This is a genomic window from Adhaeribacter arboris, assembly GCF_003023845.1.
Classification (GTDB): domain Bacteria; phylum Bacteroidota; class Bacteroidia; order Cytophagales; family Hymenobacteraceae; genus Adhaeribacter; species Adhaeribacter arboris.
Genome location: NZ_PYFT01000001.1, coordinates 197,348 through 218,850 on the forward strand (window position 1 = coordinate 197,348; position 21,503 = coordinate 218,850).

At 42.5% G+C, this 21,503-nt stretch carries 17 protein-coding genes and 1 tRNA gene; 8 read left to right on the forward strand and 10 right to left on the reverse strand.

From position 1 onward, the window contains the following. Positions 1-10: 10 nt before the first annotated feature. The gene (locus tag AHMF7605_RS29405) at positions 11-202 is read right to left on the reverse strand and encodes a hypothetical protein (RefSeq protein WP_146153481.1); all 192 of its coding nucleotides are present in this window, start codon (positions 200-202) and stop codon (positions 11-13) included. Between the two features lie 380 nt (positions 203-582). Here AHMF7605_RS29405 and dnaE point away from each other — a divergent pair, with 380 nt between their 5' ends. Beyond that, positions 583-4,218 (forward strand): DNA polymerase III subunit alpha, encoded by a 3,636-nt coding sequence (gene dnaE / locus AHMF7605_RS00825; RefSeq protein WP_106925524.1) that lies wholly within the window; start codon positions 583-585, stop codon positions 4,216-4,218. Positions 4,219-4,276: 58 nt separating this feature from the next. On the opposite strand, the gene AHMF7605_RS00830 is transcribed toward dnaE, so the two are convergent. Both AHMF7605_RS00830 and AHMF7605_RS00835 read right to left on the reverse strand, forming a co-directional pair. Then, positions 4,277-4,687 carry a hypothetical protein gene (locus AHMF7605_RS00830; protein ID WP_106925526.1) on the reverse strand — a complete coding sequence of 137 codons (411 nt, stop codon included), beginning with the start codon at positions 4,685-4,687 and terminating at the stop codon, positions 4,277-4,279. Between the two features lie 76 nt (positions 4,688-4,763). Further along, on the reverse strand, positions 4,764-5,327 hold the full coding sequence (locus AHMF7605_RS00835) for a DUF3644 domain-containing protein (RefSeq protein WP_106925528.1): 564 nt from the start codon (positions 5,325-5,327) through the stop codon (positions 4,764-4,766). A gap of 163 nt (positions 5,328-5,490) precedes the next feature. Between AHMF7605_RS00835 and AHMF7605_RS31050 the strand changes: the two genes are divergently transcribed. After that, positions 5,491-5,622, forward strand: a complete 132-nt coding sequence (locus tag AHMF7605_RS31050) for a DUF4160 domain-containing protein (RefSeq protein WP_199200173.1) — start codon at positions 5,491-5,493, stop codon at positions 5,620-5,622. Between the two features lie 93 nt (positions 5,623-5,715). Then, positions 5,716-5,964 (forward strand): DUF2442 domain-containing protein, encoded by a 249-nt coding sequence (locus AHMF7605_RS00845; protein WP_106925530.1) that lies wholly within the window; start codon positions 5,716-5,718, stop codon positions 5,962-5,964. A 580-nt stretch (positions 5,965-6,544) separates the two neighbouring features. Here AHMF7605_RS00845 and AHMF7605_RS00850 read toward each other — a convergent pair. The 3 genes from AHMF7605_RS00850 to AHMF7605_RS00865 form a co-directional block, all read right to left on the reverse strand. Next, positions 6,545-6,895 carry a hypothetical protein gene (locus tag AHMF7605_RS00850; RefSeq protein ID WP_106925531.1) on the reverse strand — a complete coding sequence of 117 codons (351 nt, stop codon included), beginning with the start codon at positions 6,893-6,895 and terminating at the stop codon, positions 6,545-6,547. Positions 6,896-7,298: 403 nt separating this feature from the next. After that, the gene (locus AHMF7605_RS00860) at positions 7,299-7,577 is read right to left on the reverse strand and encodes a DUF4242 domain-containing protein (protein ID WP_106925535.1); all 279 of its coding nucleotides are present in this window, start codon (positions 7,575-7,577) and stop codon (positions 7,299-7,301) included. Between the two features lie 95 nt (positions 7,578-7,672). Then, complete coding sequence (locus AHMF7605_RS00865) at positions 7,673-10,282, reverse strand: helix-turn-helix transcriptional regulator (protein WP_106925537.1); 2,610 nt, start codon at positions 10,280-10,282, stop codon at positions 7,673-7,675. Between the two features lie 126 nt (positions 10,283-10,408). Here AHMF7605_RS00865 and AHMF7605_RS30075 point away from each other — a divergent pair, with 126 nt between their 5' ends. Beyond that, positions 10,409-11,062, forward strand: a complete 654-nt coding sequence (locus AHMF7605_RS30075; protein WP_199200174.1) for a DUF4242 domain-containing protein — start codon at positions 10,409-10,411, stop codon at positions 11,060-11,062. 1,158 nt (positions 11,063-12,220) lie between these two features. Here the strand turns inward: AHMF7605_RS30075 and AHMF7605_RS00880 are convergent. Next, positions 12,221-12,295 (reverse strand) — tRNA-Val (locus tag AHMF7605_RS00880). Positions 12,296-12,476: 181 nt separating this feature from the next. On the opposite strand from AHMF7605_RS00880, the gene AHMF7605_RS00885 reads away from it, so the two are divergent. Further along, positions 12,477-15,002, forward strand: a complete 2,526-nt coding sequence (locus AHMF7605_RS00885) for an AsmA-like C-terminal region-containing protein (RefSeq protein ID WP_158267424.1) — start codon at positions 12,477-12,479, stop codon at positions 15,000-15,002. A 137-nt stretch (positions 15,003-15,139) separates the two neighbouring features. Here the strand turns inward: AHMF7605_RS00885 and AHMF7605_RS00890 are convergent, their stop codons facing one another. Together AHMF7605_RS00890 and AHMF7605_RS00895 are read right to left on the reverse strand one after the other, a co-directional pair. After that, positions 15,140-16,075 carry a ring-cleaving dioxygenase gene (locus AHMF7605_RS00890; RefSeq protein ID WP_106925541.1) on the reverse strand — a complete coding sequence of 312 codons (936 nt, stop codon included), beginning with the start codon at positions 16,073-16,075 and terminating at the stop codon, positions 15,140-15,142. 76 nt (positions 16,076-16,151) lie between these two features. Next, entirely contained in the window at positions 16,152-16,688 is a 537-nt protein-coding gene (locus AHMF7605_RS00895) for a YceI family protein (RefSeq protein WP_106925543.1), read from the reverse strand. A 384-nt stretch (positions 16,689-17,072) separates the two neighbouring features. Between AHMF7605_RS00895 and AHMF7605_RS30370 the strand changes: the two genes are divergently transcribed. Together AHMF7605_RS30370 and AHMF7605_RS00905 are read left to right on the forward strand one after the other, a co-directional pair. After that, positions 17,073-17,990 (forward strand): DUF5996 family protein, encoded by a 918-nt coding sequence (locus AHMF7605_RS30370; RefSeq protein WP_106925545.1) that lies wholly within the window; start codon positions 17,073-17,075, stop codon positions 17,988-17,990. A gap of 231 nt (positions 17,991-18,221) precedes the next feature. Next, positions 18,222-18,980, forward strand: coding sequence for an ROK family protein (locus AHMF7605_RS00905; RefSeq protein ID WP_106925547.1), 759 nt, complete (start codon positions 18,222-18,224; stop codon positions 18,978-18,980). Positions 18,981-19,088: 108 nt separating this feature from the next. Here the strand turns inward: AHMF7605_RS00905 and AHMF7605_RS00910 are convergent, their stop codons facing one another. Beyond that, entirely contained in the window at positions 19,089-20,231 is a 1,143-nt protein-coding gene (locus tag AHMF7605_RS00910; RefSeq protein ID WP_106925549.1) for a PQQ-dependent sugar dehydrogenase, read from the reverse strand. Positions 20,232-20,604: 373 nt separating this feature from the next. Here AHMF7605_RS00910 and AHMF7605_RS00915 point away from each other — a divergent pair, with 373 nt between their 5' ends. Next, entirely contained in the window at positions 20,605-21,228 is a 624-nt protein-coding gene (locus tag AHMF7605_RS00915) for a TetR/AcrR family transcriptional regulator (protein ID WP_106925551.1), read from the forward strand. The last annotated feature ends 275 nt before the right edge of the window (positions 21,229-21,503 follow it).

Genomic DNA, 21,503 nt, shown 5'->3' on the forward strand with positions numbered 1-21,503 from the left:
ACCCTTTATTTCATTCCTTATTGAGAGGTAGCTCTTTGGAGTCGGTTCCCGGCTCCATGTTCAGGTACTGATCCAATTGGGGCAGTACCCAGTTTGCCTCCTGGTCGGCGGGCCTCGTCGGGGCACTTGGGCGGGCTAATTTTGCTTTTCTCTGGTGGGAACGTTCGCAGCACGCCCCTACTCGTCGAAATGCCTGCGGCACCGGAAAATCAACGCCCGTCCTCGCTGCCTCGACTGCTGTCTGTTCTGCTAGCTATCGCTTTTCGGGCTTCTCCCTTTTAAATCGATCTACTTATATCCTAGTGGTAACTCAAATGCATAAAAATTCAAGCTATTCTTATCATTCTGATAATTAGCGAAATTAGGTATTGAAGCTTACCATACGAAACTTATCGAATCTATTCTTCCAGGCAAAAGTAGCTTAAAGGAGTAAACTTTTGCTTCCGGAACTGCTACTTTTTATCTAACTTTAGTGTTCTCTCAGGGGTGTTCCTTAGAGAATGAACTTACTATATACCCTCGTTTCCCGTTGTAAATGGAAACAACTCTTAACTCATAACTTTTAACTCTTAACTAAATAAAGTGCCCGAATTCTCGCATTTACACTGCCATACGCAATATTCTTTGCTCGACGGCGCCGCCAGCATTGGTGGCTTGATGAAAAAAGCCCAGGCGGACGGCATGAAAGCCGTCGCCATGACCGACCACGGCAATATGTTCGGCGCTTTTAACTTCGTGGCCGAGGCGAATAAATATAACGTGAAGCCCATTGTGGGCTGCGAATTTTACCTGGTGCAAGACCGCCACCAAAAGGTTTTTACCAAGGAACAGCGCGATAACCGCTACCACCAATTACTATTAGCGAAAGACCAGGACGGTTATAAAAACTTGTCCAAGCTTTGCTCCATGAGCTACATCGAAGGCTTGTACAGCAAATGGCCGCGCATTGATAAAGAAATTTTAAAAAAATACGCGAAAGGCTTAATTGCGACCAGTTGCTGCATCGGGGCCGAAGTTCCCCAGGCTATTCTTTGGAAAAGCGAAGAAGAGGCAGAAAAGATTTTACTGTGGTGGCTCGATCTATTCGGCGAAGATTACTACATCGAAATCCAGCGACATGGCCTGCAAAATATTGATAACACGGGTAAAAGCCAGGAAGACGTCAATCAGGTGCTGTTGAAGTGGGCCAAAAAATACAACGTAAAAGTAATCTGCACCAACGACTCCCACTACATCGAGCAAAACGACTGGAATGCCCACGACATTTTGCTTTGCGTGAATACCGGTGAAGACGAAAGCATTCCGGTGGGTGATTTTAACACCAAGTATTTCCGGCTCTTAACCAATAAAGGCGACGTTGCTTACGATCACTTGGATAACCTACGCAAGAACCTGGGCAACGACGAAGTGGCCCGCCGGATGCTGTACCGGATTGAGGAAGAAATGCAGAAACCCCGGCCGCAAACCCGCTTTGGTTTTCCGAACGATGAATTCTACTTCAAAACCCAGGCCCAGATGAACGAGCTGTTCCGGGATGTGCCCCAGTCAGTGGATAATACCAACGAAATCGTGGACAAAATTACGCCGCCCAAGCTGCAGCGCGATATTTTACTGCCCAATTTTCCCATTCCTGCCGAACACGCCGGGCCGGACGCGTATTTGCGCCATTTAACCTTTGAAGGAGCCAAAAAACGCTACAAAGAATTGACGCCTGAAATAGAAGAACGCCTAAATTACGAGCTGCAAATCATTGAAACGATGGGTTTTGCCGGGTACTTTTTGATTGTGCAGGATTTTATTAACCAAGGCCGTAAGATGGGCGTTGCCGTGGGACCGGGCCGGGGTTCGGCGGCAGGTTCGGCGGTGGCGTATTGCGTGGGTATCACCAACATCGACCCAATTAAGTATTCTTTGCTGTTCGAGCGTTTCCTGAATCCGGAACGGGTATCCATGCCCGATATTGATATTGACTTCGACGACGAAAACCGCCAGCGGGTAATTGATTACGTGGTCGAAAAATACGGCAAAAACCAGGTAGCTCAGATTATTACTTTCGGCACCATGGCGGCCAAATCGAGTATTAAAGACGTAGCCCGGGCTACCGAACTGTCTTTAGCCGAAGCCAACGAACTCGCCAAAATGGTACCCGATACTCCCGGTACTACGCTCGCCAAAGCTTTTATTGAATCGCCGGAATTGGCCAACATTCGCGCGGGCAACGACCACCGCGGTAAAGTAATGCAACTCGCCGAAAAGTTAGAAGGTTCGGTGCGCAATACCGGTATTCACGCCGCTGGGGTAATTATTGCGCCCGATGATATTACCAATTATATTCCGGTTTCTACTTCAAAAGATTCGGACCTGTTGGTTACGCAGTTCGACGGGAAAGTAATTGAAAGCGCCGGCATGCTGAAAATGGACTTTCTGGGTTTAAAAACCCTCACCATTATTCGCGATGCTTTAGAACTGATTAAAACCAACCACGGCGTAGATATTGACATTGACGAAATTCCGCTGGAAGACGAGAAAACTTTTGCGCTCTACCAACGTGGCGATACGATTGGTACTTTCCAGTTTGAATCCGAAGGCATGCGGATGTACTTAAAAGATTTGCAGCCGACCAATATTGAGGATTTAATTGCCATGAATGCGCTTTACCGGCCAGGTCCGATGCAGTTCATCCCGAACTTTATTAACCGGAAACATGGCCGGGAGCCAGTAGAATACCCGCACGAGTTGCTCGAACCCATCCTAAATTATTCTTATGGGATTATGGTGTACCAGGAGCAAATTATGCAAACCGCCCAGATCTTAGCGGGTTACTCCCTGGGTGGTGCCGACTTGCTACGCCGCGCTATGGGTAAAAAAGACATGGCCAAAATGGCCAAGGAGCGTGAAAAATTTATAAAAGGCGCCAAAGAACTCCACAAAATACCCGAGAAAAAAGCGTCGGAAGTATTCGACGTTATGGAGAAATTTGCCCAGTACGGCTTTAATCGGTCGCACTCGGCGGCGTACTCCGTAGTAGCCTATCAAACCGGTTACCTCAAAGCGCACTATCCCGCCGAATACATGGCAGCGGTGCTCACGCACAACATGAATGATATTAAGAAGGTAACTTTCTTTATTGAGGAAGCCCGTCGCCAGCAAGTACCGGTTTTAGGGCCGGACGTGAACGAATCCATCTATAAATTTAACGTGAACAAAGAAGGCGCGATTCGTTTTGGTTTGGGGGCCGTGAAAGGAACCGGCGAATCCGCTGTAGAGGCCATCTTGGAAGAACGGGAAAAGAAAGGCCCTTATTCCGATATTTTTGACTTTGCCAAACGGGCTAACCTACGGGCGGTAAATAAAAAAACTTTCGAAAGTTTAGCGCAAGCCGGGGCGTTTGATTCGTTTGAACGCTACCACCGGGCGCAGTACATTGAATTAGCGGACGGTGAAAACCAGAACCTGCTTGAAAAAGCTATCCGCTTCGGTAACCAATACCAGGCCGAGCAAAGCTCCGCGCAGCAATCCTTATTTGGCGGGGGCAGCGCCGTGCAAATTCCTTTACCCAAAGTACCCGATATTGCCCCTTGGAGCCAAACCGAAATGCTGCGCCGCGAGAAGGAAGTGGTAGGTTTCTATATTTCCGGCCACCCGCTCGACCAGTTTAAACTAGAGATTGACTCTTATTGTACTTGTTGCTTGGAACGTATTGCCGAATACAAAAACCGTGATATTTCCGTAGCTGGTATCGTGAGTAACATCGTGATCCGGACAGGTAAAAATGGGAATCCCTTCGCCTTGTTTACGCTGGAAGATTACGATTCTACCTTAGGGTTAGCTTTGTTCGGGGAAGATTACGTCAAATTCTCACCTTACCTGAAAGACGGCATGTTTTTGTTTGTGAAAGGCAAAGTAACCTTGCGGTATAAGTCGGAAGACCAATGGGAACTGAAACCCACCCACATGCAACTCCTCGGCGATGTAGCCGAAAAACTGGCCCAGGGCGTGCGCCTGGACATTGACCTGCGTACATTAAGTGCCCTGCAAATCGACCACATCGAACAAGCCGCTCAAGAATCGCCCGGCCAGAAAAAGCTCGAACTCGTGCTCTGCGAACCCAATGAACGCCTCGCCGTCGAAATGTTCTCCCGCAAATACCGCATCGACCCGAAATTGTTTATTCAGAAGGTGAAGGAGAGGGAGTTAGGGCAGTACAAGTTGATTTAGTTTTATAATTTAGGCGTGTTAGATATTATCACTGACACGGCTAAAGAAATTTTTTTGTTTATGCTGCTTCATTTGAGTCGGGCTTAGGATAATTGTCAATCAAAGCTTGGTATATTATATCACTATAAAGCTTCATCTTGCTACCATTTGGTTTCAGAGGATTCTGTGGCCTTTGGTAACAAATATTTTGATCTTTCTCTAATTTCTTCATAAGAGCATGGAATTGGTCATTCATTTTCACATGTGGCAAATTCCCTTTAACAAACTTACGTACATCTTCGTGAGTTAAATTAAAACCTGATTCTATCAATTCTTTTTCATTGATTCTTATAACTGCTGCATTTTTATCATTATTAATTTTAATTGGGCCATTTAGTTCTCTTACAACTTTTAAAGTATCAGCTTCTATATTAGAATTATCGACCTTTACAGAGATGTCCGCAGAATTTGCATTTCTTACATTCTGCAAAACTATTTTAAATTGAACAAGTACTGACTCTTTATTTTCAGCAGCATTTAATCTTTGAGCTGCCTCATCAATATGCTTAAGAAAATTTTTTAACTTCTACCGATGCATTCTGACTTGCTGAGAAAGGCGTAAGGAAATCTTCTGGTGTAAAAGGTCGCTGATACGCAATAGGCATCAAGCCTAAATCTTTATCAGAAAAAAGATTTCTATTAAATTGGTTCTGTAAAAACTTTGCAAATTGATGTACTGATTCGCTAAGCAAAGCAAAAATAATTGTATCTAAACTTTCACCATAAAAATGGACTGCCTCATTTCTATACTCATAAAGCAGCTTTAAATTTTCATAGGTTGCATCAAATTTTACATCGGATTGATTCTTAACGGCTAAGAGGCAATCTCCGAATTCTATAGTTCTCTTATTTCTTTTAAATATTTTGAAATGCTTTTTATATAAAATTGATTTTAGTGTTTTTTCCCATGCAGTAATTACAAGGGCTGAAACTATTTCATAACGGTGTGAAAAGTAAGGTTTATTTTGAATTTCTATTGCAGCAGTCATATGTGCAATTGCACTATTAAGTAAAGATCTAGCAATTGGATATTTTCTAGTTCTTGTTTTAGTAACTATCTCAACACTCATATTTTAACATAAATTTTTATTAGAAAGGACCTATATTAAAACTAACTAATAAATAATTGTTTTTAAAATCATTTGTATGTTTATTTTCCTACACCCATTTAGCGCAAGTGTTAAGCGAAGCGTCACTGGTGCTAAATAGACAAAAGGAAGTATCCCAACTTTCATGTTTTACAATGATCACAATCCACCTCATTTTCACGTAGAATATGGGGAATATAAAGCGGTTATTAACTTTGAAGACGAAATTCTAAAAGGTTTCATGCCAAAGCGAGCTTTAACGCTAGTCTTTGAGTAGATGGAAATACATAAACAAGAACTTTTAGAAGACTGGGAACTTGCTAAAGTAGGTAAACCATTAAACAAAATAGAACCCTTAAAATAAGTTACAATGGAAAATATTTGGGTAATAAAAGTGGAATATATTAAAGATTATGAATTAGAACTTTATTTCAACGATGGTACAAGTGGCATCATTGATTTAAAAAATAACTTAAACAAACCAGTTTTTGAACCACTTCGCAACATTCAATATTTTAAAAATTTCAAACTAAATTCTTGGACAATTACCTGGGAAAATGGGGCTGATTTTGCACCGGAATTCTTGTACGAGCAAGCAAGAAAACATATAACTCAGTAAAATCCTGTTTAGGATCAGATATTCGAATATAATCATTTGCATAAAACAAAAAATTTGCAGACTACCCTAACTATCACCTAGCGCTTACCAATCAAAAGGAAGTCTCCTGGCTTCCGTGAAAAGATAGTACATACTCGCCAATTCGGAGACTAGCTCTTGTCAATCGGTCCAAGAGGCGCTGCGCCTAACTATTGAACCAGAATAAAACGTATAATCAGCTAATGAACCGAAAATATATAATCAGAGATCAGCACAAACTATAATTTGTACTTTTGCCGTGGTGCGGTGGGTAGACGTTTTCACCCGGCAGGAATATAAAACTCACCCAACAAGGAACAAGTAGCGATAAAGCTTCTTGTTAGGTCTATTTTTACATTTTTGTAATAGCTATTACGTATAATTACTTCCTGGCTTAGCCTTTTTATAAGCGGGAGAAAACGGACGTAGGAAAATTTATTTATTGGAAATTAAGTGAAAATGAGTGAAAATTAAATAGCAAGGCAAGAAAGTACTTTAGGCGGTTTGCTGCCGGCGAAAACCTGGGCGTAAAAAATTCAACTGTTTTCGCCGGCAGCATTATTTAATTATTCTTACTTATTTGTTCGGTCGGTGCAACTGGCAGTTGATCTTGATTATAATTTTTATTTCGCTGATGGCTTTTTTTAGTGGTTATGTTCCAGCGCTCTATGTAACCGGATTGACCATTTACCTTTACAATAATCCAGCGGTCATCAAACTTCCGCACCATCTGAATGGGATCACTCAGCTTGACTACTTGTAGAACTTCGGCCTTGTATGCCGGTTGTTTGTAGACTTTAGCATTTTCGTTTCGAACGTAGATAGTGGGTGCCTCCGGGGTGGTAGGAGTTTCTTTAGCTACAAGCCAACTTACTTGCAGCGAAACCAGAATAATTAATACTAACTTTTTCATCGTCTTGGATTTTTAATTGTTTGTTTTTTTAGTGTTGGGAATTTTTAAAAATTAAGTGAGTAACTTAAAGTAAGTTTCCTATTTGTATGCGAATTCTCGGTCAGGTTAACTCCGTTTTGAAATTTTTTTGGAAAAATTTTCGTTGGACGTTACTTATTACCCAGGTTATTCTGGTCCTTAAAGTGTTTTACTGCCGTTTTGAAGCGCGTTGCGCTACTTCATCCGCGTTTACTTGGTTTGCCGATTACTTAGCTTGGTTTGTTAGGAATAAGCTGGATAAGTAAAGAAGATGTTTTGCTAACCATTTGGTGCGGCTCGCTTTCCATTAAATCAATGGACACCCTCGCAATAACTAAGGATGCAAGGTGCCCATTGATTACGGGGTAGCCGGAAATAGGAAGGATCAAGTACCGCTGCTGGTTTGCGGATCGATTACTGCTCGTACTTCCGAGACGGTATTGATGGGGAAATTACCCCGCTTGGCGTGTTCCCGCACAACTTCCTCGCTTTCGGCGATATGAATACAATAGATTTTATCATCCGTCACGAATGATTGTATCCAATGGTACGGCTGCCCTAATTGGCTTACTACCTCACAGGAAGTCTGGGAAATGTTCTTTAATTCTTCGGGCGAAAGGTTACCGGCTCCCGGTAGATTTCTTTCAATAACAAACTTTTTCATGCAACTGGTTTTTTAGATGAACTGTGATGGCAAAATTGCAAACAGAGTTCTTGTTGCACGAGGGAGAAATTCCCTATTTATCTGGTTGCGGTTCCCTATTTTAGAATACCCAGCCGGACCGCCTCCTGCACGGCTTTTACCCGGGAGTTCATTTCCAACTTCAACAGGATAGCCGAAATGTGATGATCCACTGTTTTGGGCGATATAAAAAGTTTGTTGCCGATTTCTTTGTTCTGCATTCCTTCTTTCAAGAGCCGCAGTACTTCCAACTCGCGGCTGGTTAAAAGCGCTGGATTAGATCGGGTAGTTTCCCGGATACCGCGGGGAATGTTTCTGATCCCGGAAGCCCGCAACTCCTGTTTCATTTTTTCGTGTACGGCCAGTGCCCCGAGTTCGTGAACCAGGGTAATAGCTTTCTTCTTATCCATCTCATTACCCATAAACAAGGCAAGTGCCTGCTCATACGGGCAGCCTAATTTTTCCCACCATACCGCGGCTTTGGCGGCTGTTGCTTCATTGTCCATCCGGTACCCTTCGTACCATTCCGGCAGCGGTAGCGATTGTTTACGGACTTTACCTAACCAGAAAGCAAACTCACTGTTTTGCCAGACAACACCCGCCTCCTCCATCATTTTAATAATTTCTTCCAGGGCTTCTGGCTCTATAACAGGTTTTCCGGTTAGCCATTCGTATTCTAGTATGGCTATCATAGTCGGTAAAATGCGTTGCAATTCTCCTGCTGCAAAAGCTTTTACTTTTGCCTCCTGAAGTAAAAGAAGGGCATCCGGCTCACCTCTTCGCAATTTTATCGTGGCCACTACCACCAGAGCGGTAATTTTTACTACGGGTGGCTGGTTTGCTTTTTTAAGCAAATGATCGGCAATTTGGTAGGCTTCTTTCCAATTACCGGTTTCCAGACACATTCTAGCTTTCCAGGAAAGCATGTAGGTTGTCCAGGAATCCAAATCTCTTTCTTCGCAATACTGGATACCTTCCTGCAGCATTTTTTTGGCAAAATCATACTGCTTGCTCGTTACGCCTACACTACTTAGGTTGGTGTAGGCACGAGCCACGTGTTCGTGATAACCGTTCTTTAAGGCGATGGCCAAGCTTTGCTGCAAGAGTTCCCTGCCTTTTACCTGGGAAGATTCGAGCATCATTTGCGTGGTACCCACATTATTTAGAGCGTGCGCCAGAATTTCCTCTTCGCCCAGGGTCTGGGCAAGCTCTATTGCCTTTTCCCCCCATGCCAGGCACTCCGCCGATTGTCCAGCCAACATTTTTAGCTGCGACATATTGCTGAAGGCCATTGCTTTGGCCCGGCAATCTGGTTGGGTGTTCAGTACATCAATCGCCTGTCGGGCGAAACTTTCTGCCTGCAGCCGGTTACCTTCAAACCACCAAAGGCGGGACAAAAACCGCAGACAATTTCCTGTTTTTTCAATATCATTCTTTGTTTGCCACAAGCGTAATGATTTCCCCTGGTAAATAATGGCTTCTTTAATCTGGTTCGTTAAATAACATTCGTAGGCGTAAGCTTCGTAAAATTGAATTAAGGTAGCGCTATCCTGGCCCTGGTAATACTCAATGGCGGTTAAATACAGTTTAGAAGCCTCGATATGACAGCCCAAAGATGCGGCTTTTCGGGCCGCTAAAGGCGCAAAATGTACCACACACTCGTAATCATTGGCATTTTTGGCGTGGTGAATAATGCGTTCGATCTCCCCATTCTGTTCAAAGCTCTCCTGGTATAATTCTAGTATTTTCTTGTTCAGAGCCACCCTTTTCAACGGCGATAACGCCGACTCAATGGTGCGCCGGTATAATTCATGTTTAAAGAAGATAAAAGCATCCTGCATTACTAAAATTTTTGAATCCAGACAGCGTTCAATAGCAGCCGCGTACAAAGGCACCATTTTTTCCAGGTACTTAATCTCGAAGCCGGTAGGGAGGATGGACAATAATTCCCAGATGTATTTGGTGGGGTCTTCCTGCCGGTTGTAAACGGACAGAACGGCATCTTTCACATTATCCGGCACGCCCAAACTATAGCTGGCCAGTATTTCATTCACGTAAAAAGGATTTCCCCGCGAAATGCTGTAGACATCTTCGCCGTTGTAGCCTTTTTCCTGCGCCATTTTTTCCACGGCCTTACTCGATAAAGGGCTAAGGGGTAATCGGGTGAAAGAATCGGGAGAAAGTTGCCCCATCACGTTTCGCAAGGGATGCCCGGAATGAATTTCATCGTCGCGGTACGTCAACAAGAACAAGCATTTTAGGTGGGTAATCCGCCGGGCCAGGAACTTAATAAAATCAAAGGTAGCTTCGTCGGCCCAATGAATATCTTCAAAAACAATGATAATAGGATCTTTTGCCGTACTTAACTCCTGAAAGACGCGCGTAAATAAGCCGGTCCGGTCAGAGGAGCGATCGGCGTGGTCGTTGTTGCTTTCCCAGAGTTCCCTTTTAATTTGCCAGATGATATCGTAAAGCGGGGCCAGCGGGCGAGGAGTAAACAAAGCATCACACACCCCCTGATAGATCGAACAATCCGCTTTTCTTTCTTTACAGAAAGCCTTAATCAGCGACGTTTTACCAATGCCGGCTTCGCCACTCACAAAAATGGAATGACCTTCCCCGTTCGCCATTTTGTCAAATTGGGTTTGAAGCAGTGCCAAATAACTGGTTCTTTCGATTAGTTCCATGTTTGCGGCGTTTTAAAATAGGGAGATAGGTTGTATAAAAATAGGGAAAATTGCGGATATCCGGTTGGAATATAGAGACTTCCTTTGTATCGAAGTTCAATTTTTTCACCTTTAAACTATTCATTCATGAAAACTTATTTTTTTGCGGCTGCCTTCGCCGCCACTTTTATTTCTTGTCAACAAGCTGCTCACACCAGCCAGACCGGCGCCTCCGTTAGTAAGTCCCCATCTTCTCCGGCCAAAGCAGTTGCCAACCATCTGTATATGGATGTACACCAACTAGAACCGGGTAAAGTAACCTACGGAGCAGTAGCCGAAGCCCACGCCAAAGATCTGGCCGTTCAGGGAAAATACAACGCCCACTTCCTCCGGTACTGGGTAGACGAAGCGAAAGGGCGGGTGTATTGTCTGTCCTCTGCCCCCGGTATAGCCTCCATCCGAAAAACGCATGCCGAAGCCCACGGCCTCTTACCGGATGAAATTTACCCCGTGACCGAAGGAATGGAAGCGGCTTTAACCGGAGGCAAGTATTTGTTTCTGGATGTGCACGAACTAGGTGCCGGAAAGGTAACAGCTCAAGACGTGGCAGCGGCTCATCAAAAAGATTTGGCCTCTCAGCAAAAGTATGGGGTGAACTTTATTAATTATTGGGTGAGCGAAAAAGAAGGCCGGGTATTGTGTCTTTCAGAAGCCGCGGATTCAACGGCCATTATCAAAACCCATCAAGAGGCACACGGTTTGCTTCCGGCTTATGTCGTTCAAGTCAAGCAGGGAGAATAAATCAAACAAATAATTCAGTCCGGTTTACCCTACCGTAGCAAAGCTGTTCTGCCAAAATCAACAGCCGCGCTACGGTATACTCCTAACTGACTTAACCTACGATAAACGTAACGCTCTATTCTGCTTGGAAGCCCACCATTTTTCAATTTCTTTGATAGCTTTGCCCGTTGGATCGTTTTAAAAAAAACTGACCTACTTTTTAGTTTTTTTTTGTTTCAAGTCATTCTACTAGCCATAAGTAGGATATAACCAGAGTAAAATCTCACTCCGCATAAATTTCGGGATAACCAGGGCGCGGTAGTTGAACATGATTACCCAGATTACCACGTATCAGTAAAAAACCGAGGTGTTCTTTATCGTTTTACGCTGAGCTATAAAGTTGGCTGACATACCGGCTAGTGATATAAATATTAGGACGTATAAATGCGTAATTAAGCGCGTAACAAATAGAGCAATAGTATCGCGGATGTAGTCTAAGTTTATTAGAATTATTAAACTTACTTAGGAGTAAATGAATAGCTTTAATGCAGTGAAGGGTGTTTTGTTTAATTGGTATGGCTAGCGTTTTCATGTGAATTGTTAAAGAAATAGCTGCGGCATTCTGCCTGGTCTTTTTATTAGTAAAGGCTTTCGGTTATTGGTTAACAGGCTAATGAAAAATATTACTTATCTTTCCAGCATCAGCTGCTTACTGGCTACGCTTTTCCATTAACCCATACGCGGTAAACGTACATCCTGGAAGCCAACTCTTGACCGGATAGGGCAATTTTTGGTTTAGAGAAAAGAGATATTTTGGTGAGTCTTGCCGTCGGAATAACTTAATAGGGCTATATTAGATTATAAAGCCCTTCGCAAAGAAGAAAGATTGTTCTAATAATTATAAAATGGAGAAAGCCATTTTATTCTATGGAACAGTTCCTTTTTTAACATTGATTAGTTCAAATTTGGCTGTTGCCGCCTGTTAAGAGCCGTAAATAAGTAAAATTTTAAAGAAGTGCATCAAAAACAATAAAATAAGAAGAGAAACAGATAACCTAGTTAAAAATAAGTTTAATTCTTTTAGCTAGACCTATTTGGTAAATTAAAAGCTAGTTATTGAAATTTTAAACCAAAAAAAAGAGGTTATAGATTTTATCTATAACCTCTTGATAATCAAGGTGGGGCGTACTGGATTCGAACCAGTGACCCCCTGCTTGTAAGGCAGGTGCTCTGAACCAGCTGAGCTAACACCCCATTTTAAGTCTGACAACCCGTTGTTGTCGTTTATTGTGGTGCAAATATGGTAGGTTTTTTTATCACTGCAAATTATTTAAATAAAAAATTGAAAAAATTTTTATCCCGGCCGCAAGTTGTCTCAGAGCATTTTTCAGAGTATTTTTAATGGTTACTTCCGGATTTTTACAAGTAATTGATATTGAATAAGAAAGCCATTGGCAAAGTCCTCCGGTATAGTTTAGGCGGATTTTTGCTGTTGATATTGCTCACAACGGGGTTACTTTATAGTTTTAAAGATAAAATTATTCAGCTGTTTGTAGCCGAAGCCAATCGTCACTTGAAAACCAAAGTTCAGGTGGAGGAAATCTCGCTTTCGCTCTTTCGCCAGTTTCCCAACGTAGCCATTGCTTTAGATAATGTTACCATTACGGAAAGTTTGCCGGGGAGTAAGGCTCCCTTAGCCAAAGCCAAACACTTATATTTTACCTTAAACGTACCCGATCTATTAACCGGCCAATACCGGGTAAGCGAAGTTAATTTAGAAAATGGCCAGGTATTCGTGAAATTTTTACCGGATGGCACGGGTAATTATCGGGTATTTGCGGCGGATGATAGCCAACCTGAAAACAAAAAGTTTGCTTTTAAATTAGAAAAAGTAACTTTTAAAAATGTAGCTATCCATTACACCGATCAGCGTCGGGCGCAGTTTTACCAGGTGCAGGCCCGCCAAATGGTAGCGGCTTTACAGGTAACTGACCAAAAAGTAGCTGTTGCGGCCACGGGCAAATTCCAGGTTCAAACCATTCAGGTGGATAAAGACGATTATTTTCAGAATAAGGAAATACAGCTGCAAACCAATCTACTCGTAAATCGTTCGGCAAGTCAGGTAACTATTTCGCCCTCGGAGGTGAGGGTAGGACCGGCGCTTTACCAGGTGACGGGTTCCGTAAATTACGCCGGACCAACCGCTCTTGATCTGCAATTTAATGGCAAAAATACCAACATCCAGGCGCTGCTAGCTTTATTGCCACTCAAATACAGTCAGGCTTTTGGCGAGTACCAGAGCCAGGGAAACGTATATTTTAACGCCACGGTAAAGGGAATTACTTCGGGTAAAGCTAATCCGCAGGTGCTGGTTCAGTTTGGATGCCGGAATGCTACGTTTTTCCATTTCGCTTCCAAACAAAAGCTGGAAGACTTAAATTTTCAAGGACAATTCTCGAATGGTAGCCAGCAAAACAACCTCACTTCGGTAATTGAATTAAAGAATATTCGCGGACGGCTCCGAAACCGGCCTTTTAGCGGCAATGTGGTGTACCAGAATTTACAGGACCCTTACCTGCAGGTAAAATTAAAAGGAAACCTGGACGTAGCGCATACCTTAGAAGTTTTTCCGGGTACTCATCTGAAGCGGGGTAGCGGAGAAGTAGGCATAGACATTGCTTTTGCCGGAAAAGTGCGTTCTTTTCAATCGCGTACCGGTTACGGACAAGTAAACAGCTCCGGCGAAATCTCGCTTCGCAATGTATCGTTGCAGGTTAAAAATTATAAACCCGTTTTCCGGCAGTTAAATGGTAATTTCCTTTTCCGGAAAAGTGATTTGGCCGTAACTGGTTTTAAAGGAAAATTGGGGAGTTCGGATTTCTTAATCAATGGCTATTTTAAAAATGTACTGGGCTGGCTGTTTTTATCGAAACAACGCCTGCACATGGAAGCAGACCTGGAATCTGGTTTTCTTAATTTTGATGAGTTGCTCCGCGAAGAAAAAGAAAATGCCAGTATCAGGCGCCAGGTAAATAATCCTCCGCCGAAAGCCACGTCTGCTTATAAATTAAGGGTTTCGCCGTATTTTGATTTTGACGTGAATACCACCGTTCAGCGATTGCAGTTCCGGCGATTTAGAGGAAAAAACGTACGCGGCAAATTGCGCCTGAAAAACCAGGTAATCTCGTCGCCGGAGTTAGCTTTGCAAATTATAGGGGGACAGTTTGCCATTCGCGGTATGCTCGATGCCCGCCAGCCGAACAACATTCAGGTAACTTCGCTTACTTCCGTTAACGATATCCGTTTAGACAGTTTATTTTACGTTTTCGAGAATTTTGGGCAGCAATTTTTAGTACAACACCATTTAAAGGGGGAACTCACGGCTACCATTCATTCCGATTTGTATTTCAATAGCCACCTAAAACCTTTAACGGACCGCATGGAGGCCGAAGTAAATGCCCAGATCCGGAACGGGCAACTGCTCAACTTTGAGCCCATGCTAAAGCTTTCGCCGTTTATTCCGAAGCAGGAACTAACTCATTTGCAATTTTCGGAACTGAGCAATACTTTCTGGGTTCAAAACCGGACCGTTTATATTCCCGAAATGGAAGTACGCTCAAATGTTTCTCGGGCTTCGGTAATTGGTATTCAGGGCATGCACACCTTCGATCAGCAACTAGATTATAAATTCCGGATACCCTTGCGTAACAAAATGCGCCGCACGGGTGGTGAAGTTGGAGGTTTAGCCGAAAACAATGGTCCTAATTTATTCTTAACTTTAAAAGGCAACGAAAACAACTACAAAGTAGCCTACGACAAGCAACGGGTAAAAACTAAGATCGCCCAAGACCTACGCCGCGAGAAGAAAGAGTTTAAAGAAGTTTTAAAGAACAACGCCCCGGTTTCACCTAAAAAGCAATCGGCACCCCAACCTAACACCGACGAATATTTTGATTTTTAGAGTTGTAACTCGCAGGTTGGAAAGTTAAATAATTAGATTAAATTTTGACATTTCAGGAGCTATTGCAACTCAATAAAAAAGGCAAATGCTTCCCATACCAGGAAGCATTTACCTTTTCTAAATTTATAAATTAAAGATTAATTCAGATTAGGGAGCACCGCTTCAATGTCGGCGCGACGTGGTTCGTACTGCGGTGGCAAGAGTAAACTTGAGCCTAATTTATCCCAAGACTCATCAATTCCAAAACCCGGATTATCGGTAGCAATCTCGAATAATACGCCACCCGGCTCTCTAAAATACAGAGAATAGAAGTAGTTACGGTCAATTTTTTGGGTGATATTCAAACCGCGGCGGGCAACTTTTTCCCGAAAATGCATCAAAGTTTCTTCATCTTTCACCCGGAAAGCAATGTGGTGGTTGGTACCGGCCCCGCCTACCCCCCGGATCTGATCCGGAGCATCTACTAAATCAATAATTCCGGCTTGCTGTACGGCATCGGTGGCGTACCGGTGGCGGTTTCCTTCCTGGGCCACCAACTTATAATCAAAAATATCGGTTAAAATAGCCGCCGTAGCCTGGCTATTCCGGAGGGATAAAGTAGCACTGTGAAAACCTTTAGTAGCTACGTCGGCCTTTACTTCTTCCGTTTCCCAAGGTAGGCGCGAATCATTTGAACCAGGGGTTATTAGGGCAAACTGCAAGCCATCGGGGTCCTGAAAAGCAAGGTATTTTTCACCAAATCTTTCGGCCGGCTGGTGGAACGGGACATTATTTTCGGCGAAGCGGTTTAACCAAAAGGCAAAACTACCTGCCGGCACGGAATAGCCAATTTCCGTCACCATGCCGGTTCCGGTCAGGCCACGGCGGGCTCCTTCGTATGGAAAAAAAGTAAGAATAGTGCCGGCACTGCCTTTTTCATCGCCGTAATACAGGTGGTAAGTACCCGGATCGTCGAAGTTTACGGTTTTTTTAAGCAGGCGTAACCCCAGCACCTTGGTGTAAAAATCTAAGTTGCGTTTGGCCTTATCGGCAATAGCCGTAATGTGGTGCAGGCCTAAAATTTTATTTTCCATAGAATTGTAATCGTTAAAGGGAAGAAGCCCGGATTTTAAGAGTTGAAAGTTACCCTGCCAAAGGGCAGGGCTTACATCAACCTTGTTTTACTAATTGTACTTCGGCTTGTAATTTTATTTCGTCGCTAACCACTACGCTACCAGCTTCGGTTACTGCGTTCCAGGTTAAGCCAAATTCTTTCCGGCTAATTTTGCCGGTTACGGTAAAACCAGCTTTGGTTTGACCGTAAGGGTCTACTACTATACCGCCAAATTCAACGTTTACAACTAGTGGTTTAGAAATACCCCGAATGGTTAAGGTACCGTGCAGTTTGTAATCGTCACCACCGGCATTCTCGTATTTATCGGCTACAAACCGGATTTCGCCGTGGTTTTCGGCATCAAAGAAATCAGCTGATTTTAAGTGCGTATCGCGTTGCTCGTTGTTGGTGCTGATAAAATTAACGTCGGCAGTAAAAACAACACTTTTCGCGCGGGTAAACTGATCGTCTTCGGTTTCGGCTTCCACGTTAAATTTCTGAAAATAACCAGTTACCGTAGTAATCATAAGGTGTTTTACTTTGAACTGAACTTCGCTGTGCATTGGGTCTACTGCCCATTTTGTAGTTGCCATAGTCTTACTATTTAGTTTTTTATTTAGTTGAATACTTAATTAATATAACAAATGTATGTACATTTAATGTATATACATACAAATAAGAGAAAAAATTCAAAAAATATTTTTTAGAACCAGCAAATACGGTAAAAACTTAAATCTTTTAACTACTAATAACCCGATTCATATACTTTAAAGAATAACTTAAGCTTAGGTATTTAGTTATTCCTTAAGCTAAACATTGCAGTATTTCGTACACCAAGGTAAGTTAACCTACTGTAATTATTTCAAAATCAAGCAATAAAATATCTAGCCTGAATAAATTCCTGGCAGCCTTTCGTAGAGATGAAGAAAAATAATAAAGTAGCATTTAAAAATTAATCTGATTTAAAGAGAAATGGTATGATGAAATCTAATTGGCCCGAACTTTCCTATGCAAATACCAAAGAGACCTACCAAACTTTATTGCTTTATACTCAAATTGTAGGAAAAATAAAATTGGCTCAACTGCCTTGGCTGAACCATGCGTGGCACGTGACTTTGTTTGTTACGCCAACCGGACTTACTACGGCTCTTATTCCAAGTGAAAAGCAGTCCTTTCAAATTGATTTTGATCTACAAAACCATAATTTAAAAATAATAACTCAATCCGGCGAAAGACGACAATTTAGTTTAAAGAATCTTTCGGTGGCCGACTTTTACCAGAAAACCTTTTCCAATCTGTCAGAATTAACTATTAATATCAAGATTTATCCAGTCCCGAACGAACTGGAAGAAGTAATTCCTTTTTATCAGGATACGGTACATGCTACGTATCAGGCCGAGGAAGTAGAGCGTTTACACGCGGTTTTGCTGCATGCGCATCGCTTGTTAACTAATTTTCGCGCTGATTTTAGAGGTAAGTGTAGTCCGGTGCATTTTTTCTGGGGAGGATTTGATTTGGCAGTTTCGCGTTTTTCAGGTCGGCCTGCCCCTAAACATCCGGGTGGAGTGCCGCATTTACCGGACTGGGTAGCCCAGGAAGCTTATTCACACGAAGTAAGTAGTTGTGGTTTTTGGCCCGGCAACGATAGCTTTCCCGAGGCGGCTTTTTATTCTTATACTTATCCGGAGCCTGAGGGTTTTGGTAAAGCCACAATTTTGCCTTCTACGGCTTACTATCACCAAACACTCCGCGAATTTATATTACCTTACGAAGCCGTTCAACAAGCGGAAGATCCGGATCAAGCTGTATTAAGCTTCCTGCGAAGTACGTATGCCGCGGCCGCAGATCTCGCGAACTGGGACAGAGCAACCTTGGAAGTAAGAATTAACTCCTAACCGGCTACTCATAATTTTATAAATTTGCCGATTTGTCGGCACTTAATTTAAGATAATGAAAGAGATTCAGTTGTTGGTTTTAAGTAGTAGCGATAGATTTTTCAGGAAAGATTTCCTTGAAGACATAGACTCAGAAAATATGGCTTGGTAAAGTACTAGCGTCGGCACAACTTGTTCGGATTAAATGAGTATATTACTGTTCCAAAAACTTCTGTTTCCTAATTTTACACGATGAAAAGTCTTTTATCCGAAGATAGAATTTTATCCGTTGATATTGGTGGTTCCAACATTAAGGCCACGATTTTAGATGCTCAGGGCAACCTGTTAAATGAGTACAAAAAACTGCCGACTCCCTTGCCAGCCGCTCCCGAAAAGGTGATTGCTACCATTCAGGAATTGGTGAAAGATTTTTCGGATTATAATAAAGTATCCGTTGGCTTTCCGGGCTATGTTCGGAACGGCCGGGTGTTTACGGCGCCCAACCTGGATACCGAACTTTGGCGGAATGTTTGTTTGCAAGAGCAATTAAAAGATGCGTTAAACAAACCCGTGCGGCTAGTGAACGATGCTGATTTGCAGGGTTTAGGGGTAGTAAAAGGCCAGGGTTTAGAAATGGTTATTACGTTGGGTACGGGCTTTGGTACGGCTTTATTACTGAACGGTAATTTATTGCCTCACCTGGAGCTGGCGCATCACCCGGTAAGTGGCCGTAAAAGTTACGACTATTATGTGGGCGAGAGAGCTTTCCGGAAACACGGTGAAGAAAAGTGGAACCAACGAATGGAGCGGGTACTTAAAATTTTAAAAGCCGTTTTTAATTACGATCATTTGTACATTAGTGGCGGTAATGCTTCTAAAATCCGGTTTAACCTCGACGAGAATATAACCATTGTTTCGAACCGGGACGGGATAAAAGGGGGAACCCGCCTTTGGTTGCAGGAAGACCATCATTTTTCTGAGACCTGCCAGTCGGCTTTTAAAATTTTTTAACAAGAATAAACTTCATTCAGGAGCTTAAAAGATAAACCCGACGAATATTTAAATTCGCCGGGTTTATTTATGGAAGGTATTGCCTGATTAAAATTAAGTTTTATTCCATTATGACTTGCTGGGAGTAAGCTTGATGAGTAAGCCTGGCCCTTCGGTTAGCGCGTATATAAAACCGTCCGGCCCTTCGGCTACGGCCCGAACCCGGCCAATATCCTGCACTAATCTTTGCTCTTTCACGTATTTGGTGCCTTCTAACTGCACCCGGGCAATGTACCGGAAAGCCAAAGCGCCCACTAATAAATTACCTTTCCAATCCGGGTATTGGTTGCTGGTTACCATAGTCATGCCGCACGGACCAATGGACGGAACCCAATAGCGAACCGGATTTTCGACCCCTGCCATTTCTTTAAACTCCGTTAGAATGGTGCCGTCGTAGTTAATGCCGTAAGATGTTTTTGGCCAGCCGTAATTTTTCCCTTTCTGAATCAAGTTTAGTTCATCGCCGCCTTTCGGGCCATGTTCTACGGCCCAGATGCGGTTGTTTTCAGCATCGTATACCATGCCTTGCGGATTGCGGTGGCCGTAAGTCCAGATAGACGGATGGGCTCCTTTTTGGTTGACGAAAGGATTATCTTGCGGCACGCGGCCATCGTCGTAGAGGCGGTGAATTTTACCGTGATCGTTATCTAATTCCTGTACTTTCGGCTGCGTGCCTCTTTCGCCGGAACTGAAGTACAAAAACTTATCTTTATCGAAAACTATGCGGCTGCCAAAGTGGAAATCAGCTTTTAAATAGGGCTTCGCTAAAAATAAATCTTTTTTCTCCACTAACTGGTTGCCTTGCAGTTTAAAACGCATAATGGCCGTGGTAGCGCCCCCTTCTACCGGCTTGGAGTAGGAAATATAGATCCACTTGTTCTTTTGGTAATCCGGGTGTAATTTAATATCGAGCAAACCCCCCTGGCCTTCGGCAAACACTTCCGGTACACCGGTTAACTTCTCGCCGGTAAACTTGTTATTTTTAAAAACGAGAATCTGTCCAGCCCGTTCGGTAACCAATAACCTGCCATCCGGCAACCAGGCCATACCCCACGGATTAGTAAATCCTTCGTACAGTTTGTCTACCGTAAAAGCGGTAGAATCGGCGGCGACAACGGACTTTGGTGGAGAAAAGTGGGGCAGGGGAGAGGTAGCGGCTAAGGTGGCAAAAGCGGCTAGTAAAACAAGTAAGTAAAAAACTGGTTTATTCATAGGATAAATTTAACTAATATTTGATGAAATAATGCTTGTTTGGAGCACTCAAATTTGGCTAAGGAAAAGATAAGATCAAATAATTTAGGCAATAATGCTACTTAATAAGGCCAATAATTCGTTAACGCAGTAAGATAATTACTGGTAGTAATTTATAAAAGTGGGAATATTTTTGAATAAACCCGTACACTTTATTTTAAAAGAATTCTTCCCTTCCCTTTTTATAGATATCACGTATTTTATTAAAACCTTGATAAACATATAATTAGAGTTGACTAAAAAATTGTTTTAAACAATTGTTTAAAATTATCGTTTAAAACAATAGATTATCTTAGAGTTTCCTTTTACCTTTGTCCCATTCATTTAAAGTAGTATGACAAACTGTTGTTTAGTACCCGAAGAAAAGTTAAAAGAGGCGGCTAAAAAAGTGTTTCTGGAGAAAGGTTTCGATGGCACTACCACCCGCGATATTGCTCAGGAAGCCGGCATGAATGTAGCCTTGTTAAATTATTACTTCCGGAGTAAAGAAAAACTTTTTTCGTTGGTTTTTAATGAATTATTCGAGCTTAATTTCCGGGGTATGCTCCAGATAATGAATCAATCTATACCCTTGAAAGATAAAATCACGGGATTAATTGATCATGATTTTCAAATTTTTAAAAGTAATCCGGGCCTAGTTACCTTTTTGCAGAACGAGTTGCACCGCAATCCGGACCGTTTTCTCTGTGCTATAACCTTAGAAAAAGAACGTCTTACCACGATTTTTGACCAGCAGTTGCAGAAAGCTATTGCGGCGGGTGAGGTTCGCTCCATTACTATTCCGCATGTGTTGCAGCTCATAGCGGCTAATGTGCAGTTTATTTTCCAAAGTAAAGTAATGAGTACCCGATTGTGGCAAATGACGGATGTAGAATTTGACCAGTTTGTGGAAAACCACCAGAAAATAGTGAAAGATATGATTTGCAATTACTTATTTATTCCGCAAGAGGCTGATTGATTTTTTTTGCGAGTATTTTAATCAAATGTTTAAAACACTTTAATAATCCACTTGTTTTTAAGAACCAGCTCTCCTTTAAAGCTTTATCTAGCCGTTGTATTATACTTACTAACCCTGAAACAGAGCTAATTAACTATGCTACATTGTACTCACCGACAGGTTAAAAACATTCACCGAAAAATTTCAACGTTTCACCGATAGGTTTTTACCCTTAACCAGACTTTCTATTTCTTGACTAACAGTTAATTAACAGATTTGCGGTATACCAATTCGTA

Excerpts from the sequence above, each read along its gene's own strand:
- AHMF7605_RS00835 (WP_106925528.1), bottom strand. The coding sequence starts at position 5,327 with ATGAGTGTTGAGATAGTTACTAAAACAAGAACTAGAAAATATCCAATT.
- AHMF7605_RS31050 (WP_199200173.1), top strand. The coding sequence starts at position 5,491 with ATGTTTTACAATGATCACAATCCACCTCATTTTCACGTAGAATATGGG.
- AHMF7605_RS00845 (WP_106925530.1), top strand. The coding sequence starts at position 5,716 with ATGGAAAATATTTGGGTAATAAAAGTGGAATATATTAAAGATTATGAA.
- AHMF7605_RS00850 (WP_106925531.1), bottom strand. The coding sequence starts at position 6,895 with ATGAAAAAGTTAGTATTAATTATTCTGGTTTCGCTGCAAGTAAGTTGG.
- AHMF7605_RS00860 (WP_106925535.1), bottom strand. The coding sequence starts at position 7,577 with ATGAAAAAGTTTGTTATTGAAAGAAATCTACCGGGAGCCGGTAACCTT.
- AHMF7605_RS00865 (WP_106925537.1), bottom strand. The coding sequence starts at position 10,282 with ATGGAACTAATCGAAAGAACCAGTTATTTGGCACTGCTTCAAACCCAA.
- AHMF7605_RS30075 (WP_199200174.1), top strand. The coding sequence starts at position 10,409 with ATGAAAACTTATTTTTTTGCGGCTGCCTTCGCCGCCACTTTTATTTCT.
- AHMF7605_RS00890 (WP_106925541.1), bottom strand. The coding sequence starts at position 16,075 with ATGGAAAATAAAATTTTAGGCCTGCACCACATTACGGCTATTGCCGAT.
- AHMF7605_RS00895 (WP_106925543.1), bottom strand. The coding sequence starts at position 16,688 with ATGGCAACTACAAAATGGGCAGTAGACCCAATGCACAGCGAAGTTCAG.
- AHMF7605_RS30370 (WP_106925545.1), top strand. The coding sequence starts at position 17,073 with ATGATGAAATCTAATTGGCCCGAACTTTCCTATGCAAATACCAAAGAG.
- AHMF7605_RS00905 (WP_106925547.1), top strand. The coding sequence starts at position 18,222 with ATGAAAAGTCTTTTATCCGAAGATAGAATTTTATCCGTTGATATTGGT.
- AHMF7605_RS00910 (WP_106925549.1), bottom strand. The coding sequence starts at position 20,231 with ATGAATAAACCAGTTTTTTACTTACTTGTTTTACTAGCCGCTTTTGCC.
- AHMF7605_RS00915 (WP_106925551.1), top strand. The coding sequence starts at position 20,605 with ATGACAAACTGTTGTTTAGTACCCGAAGAAAAGTTAAAAGAGGCGGCT.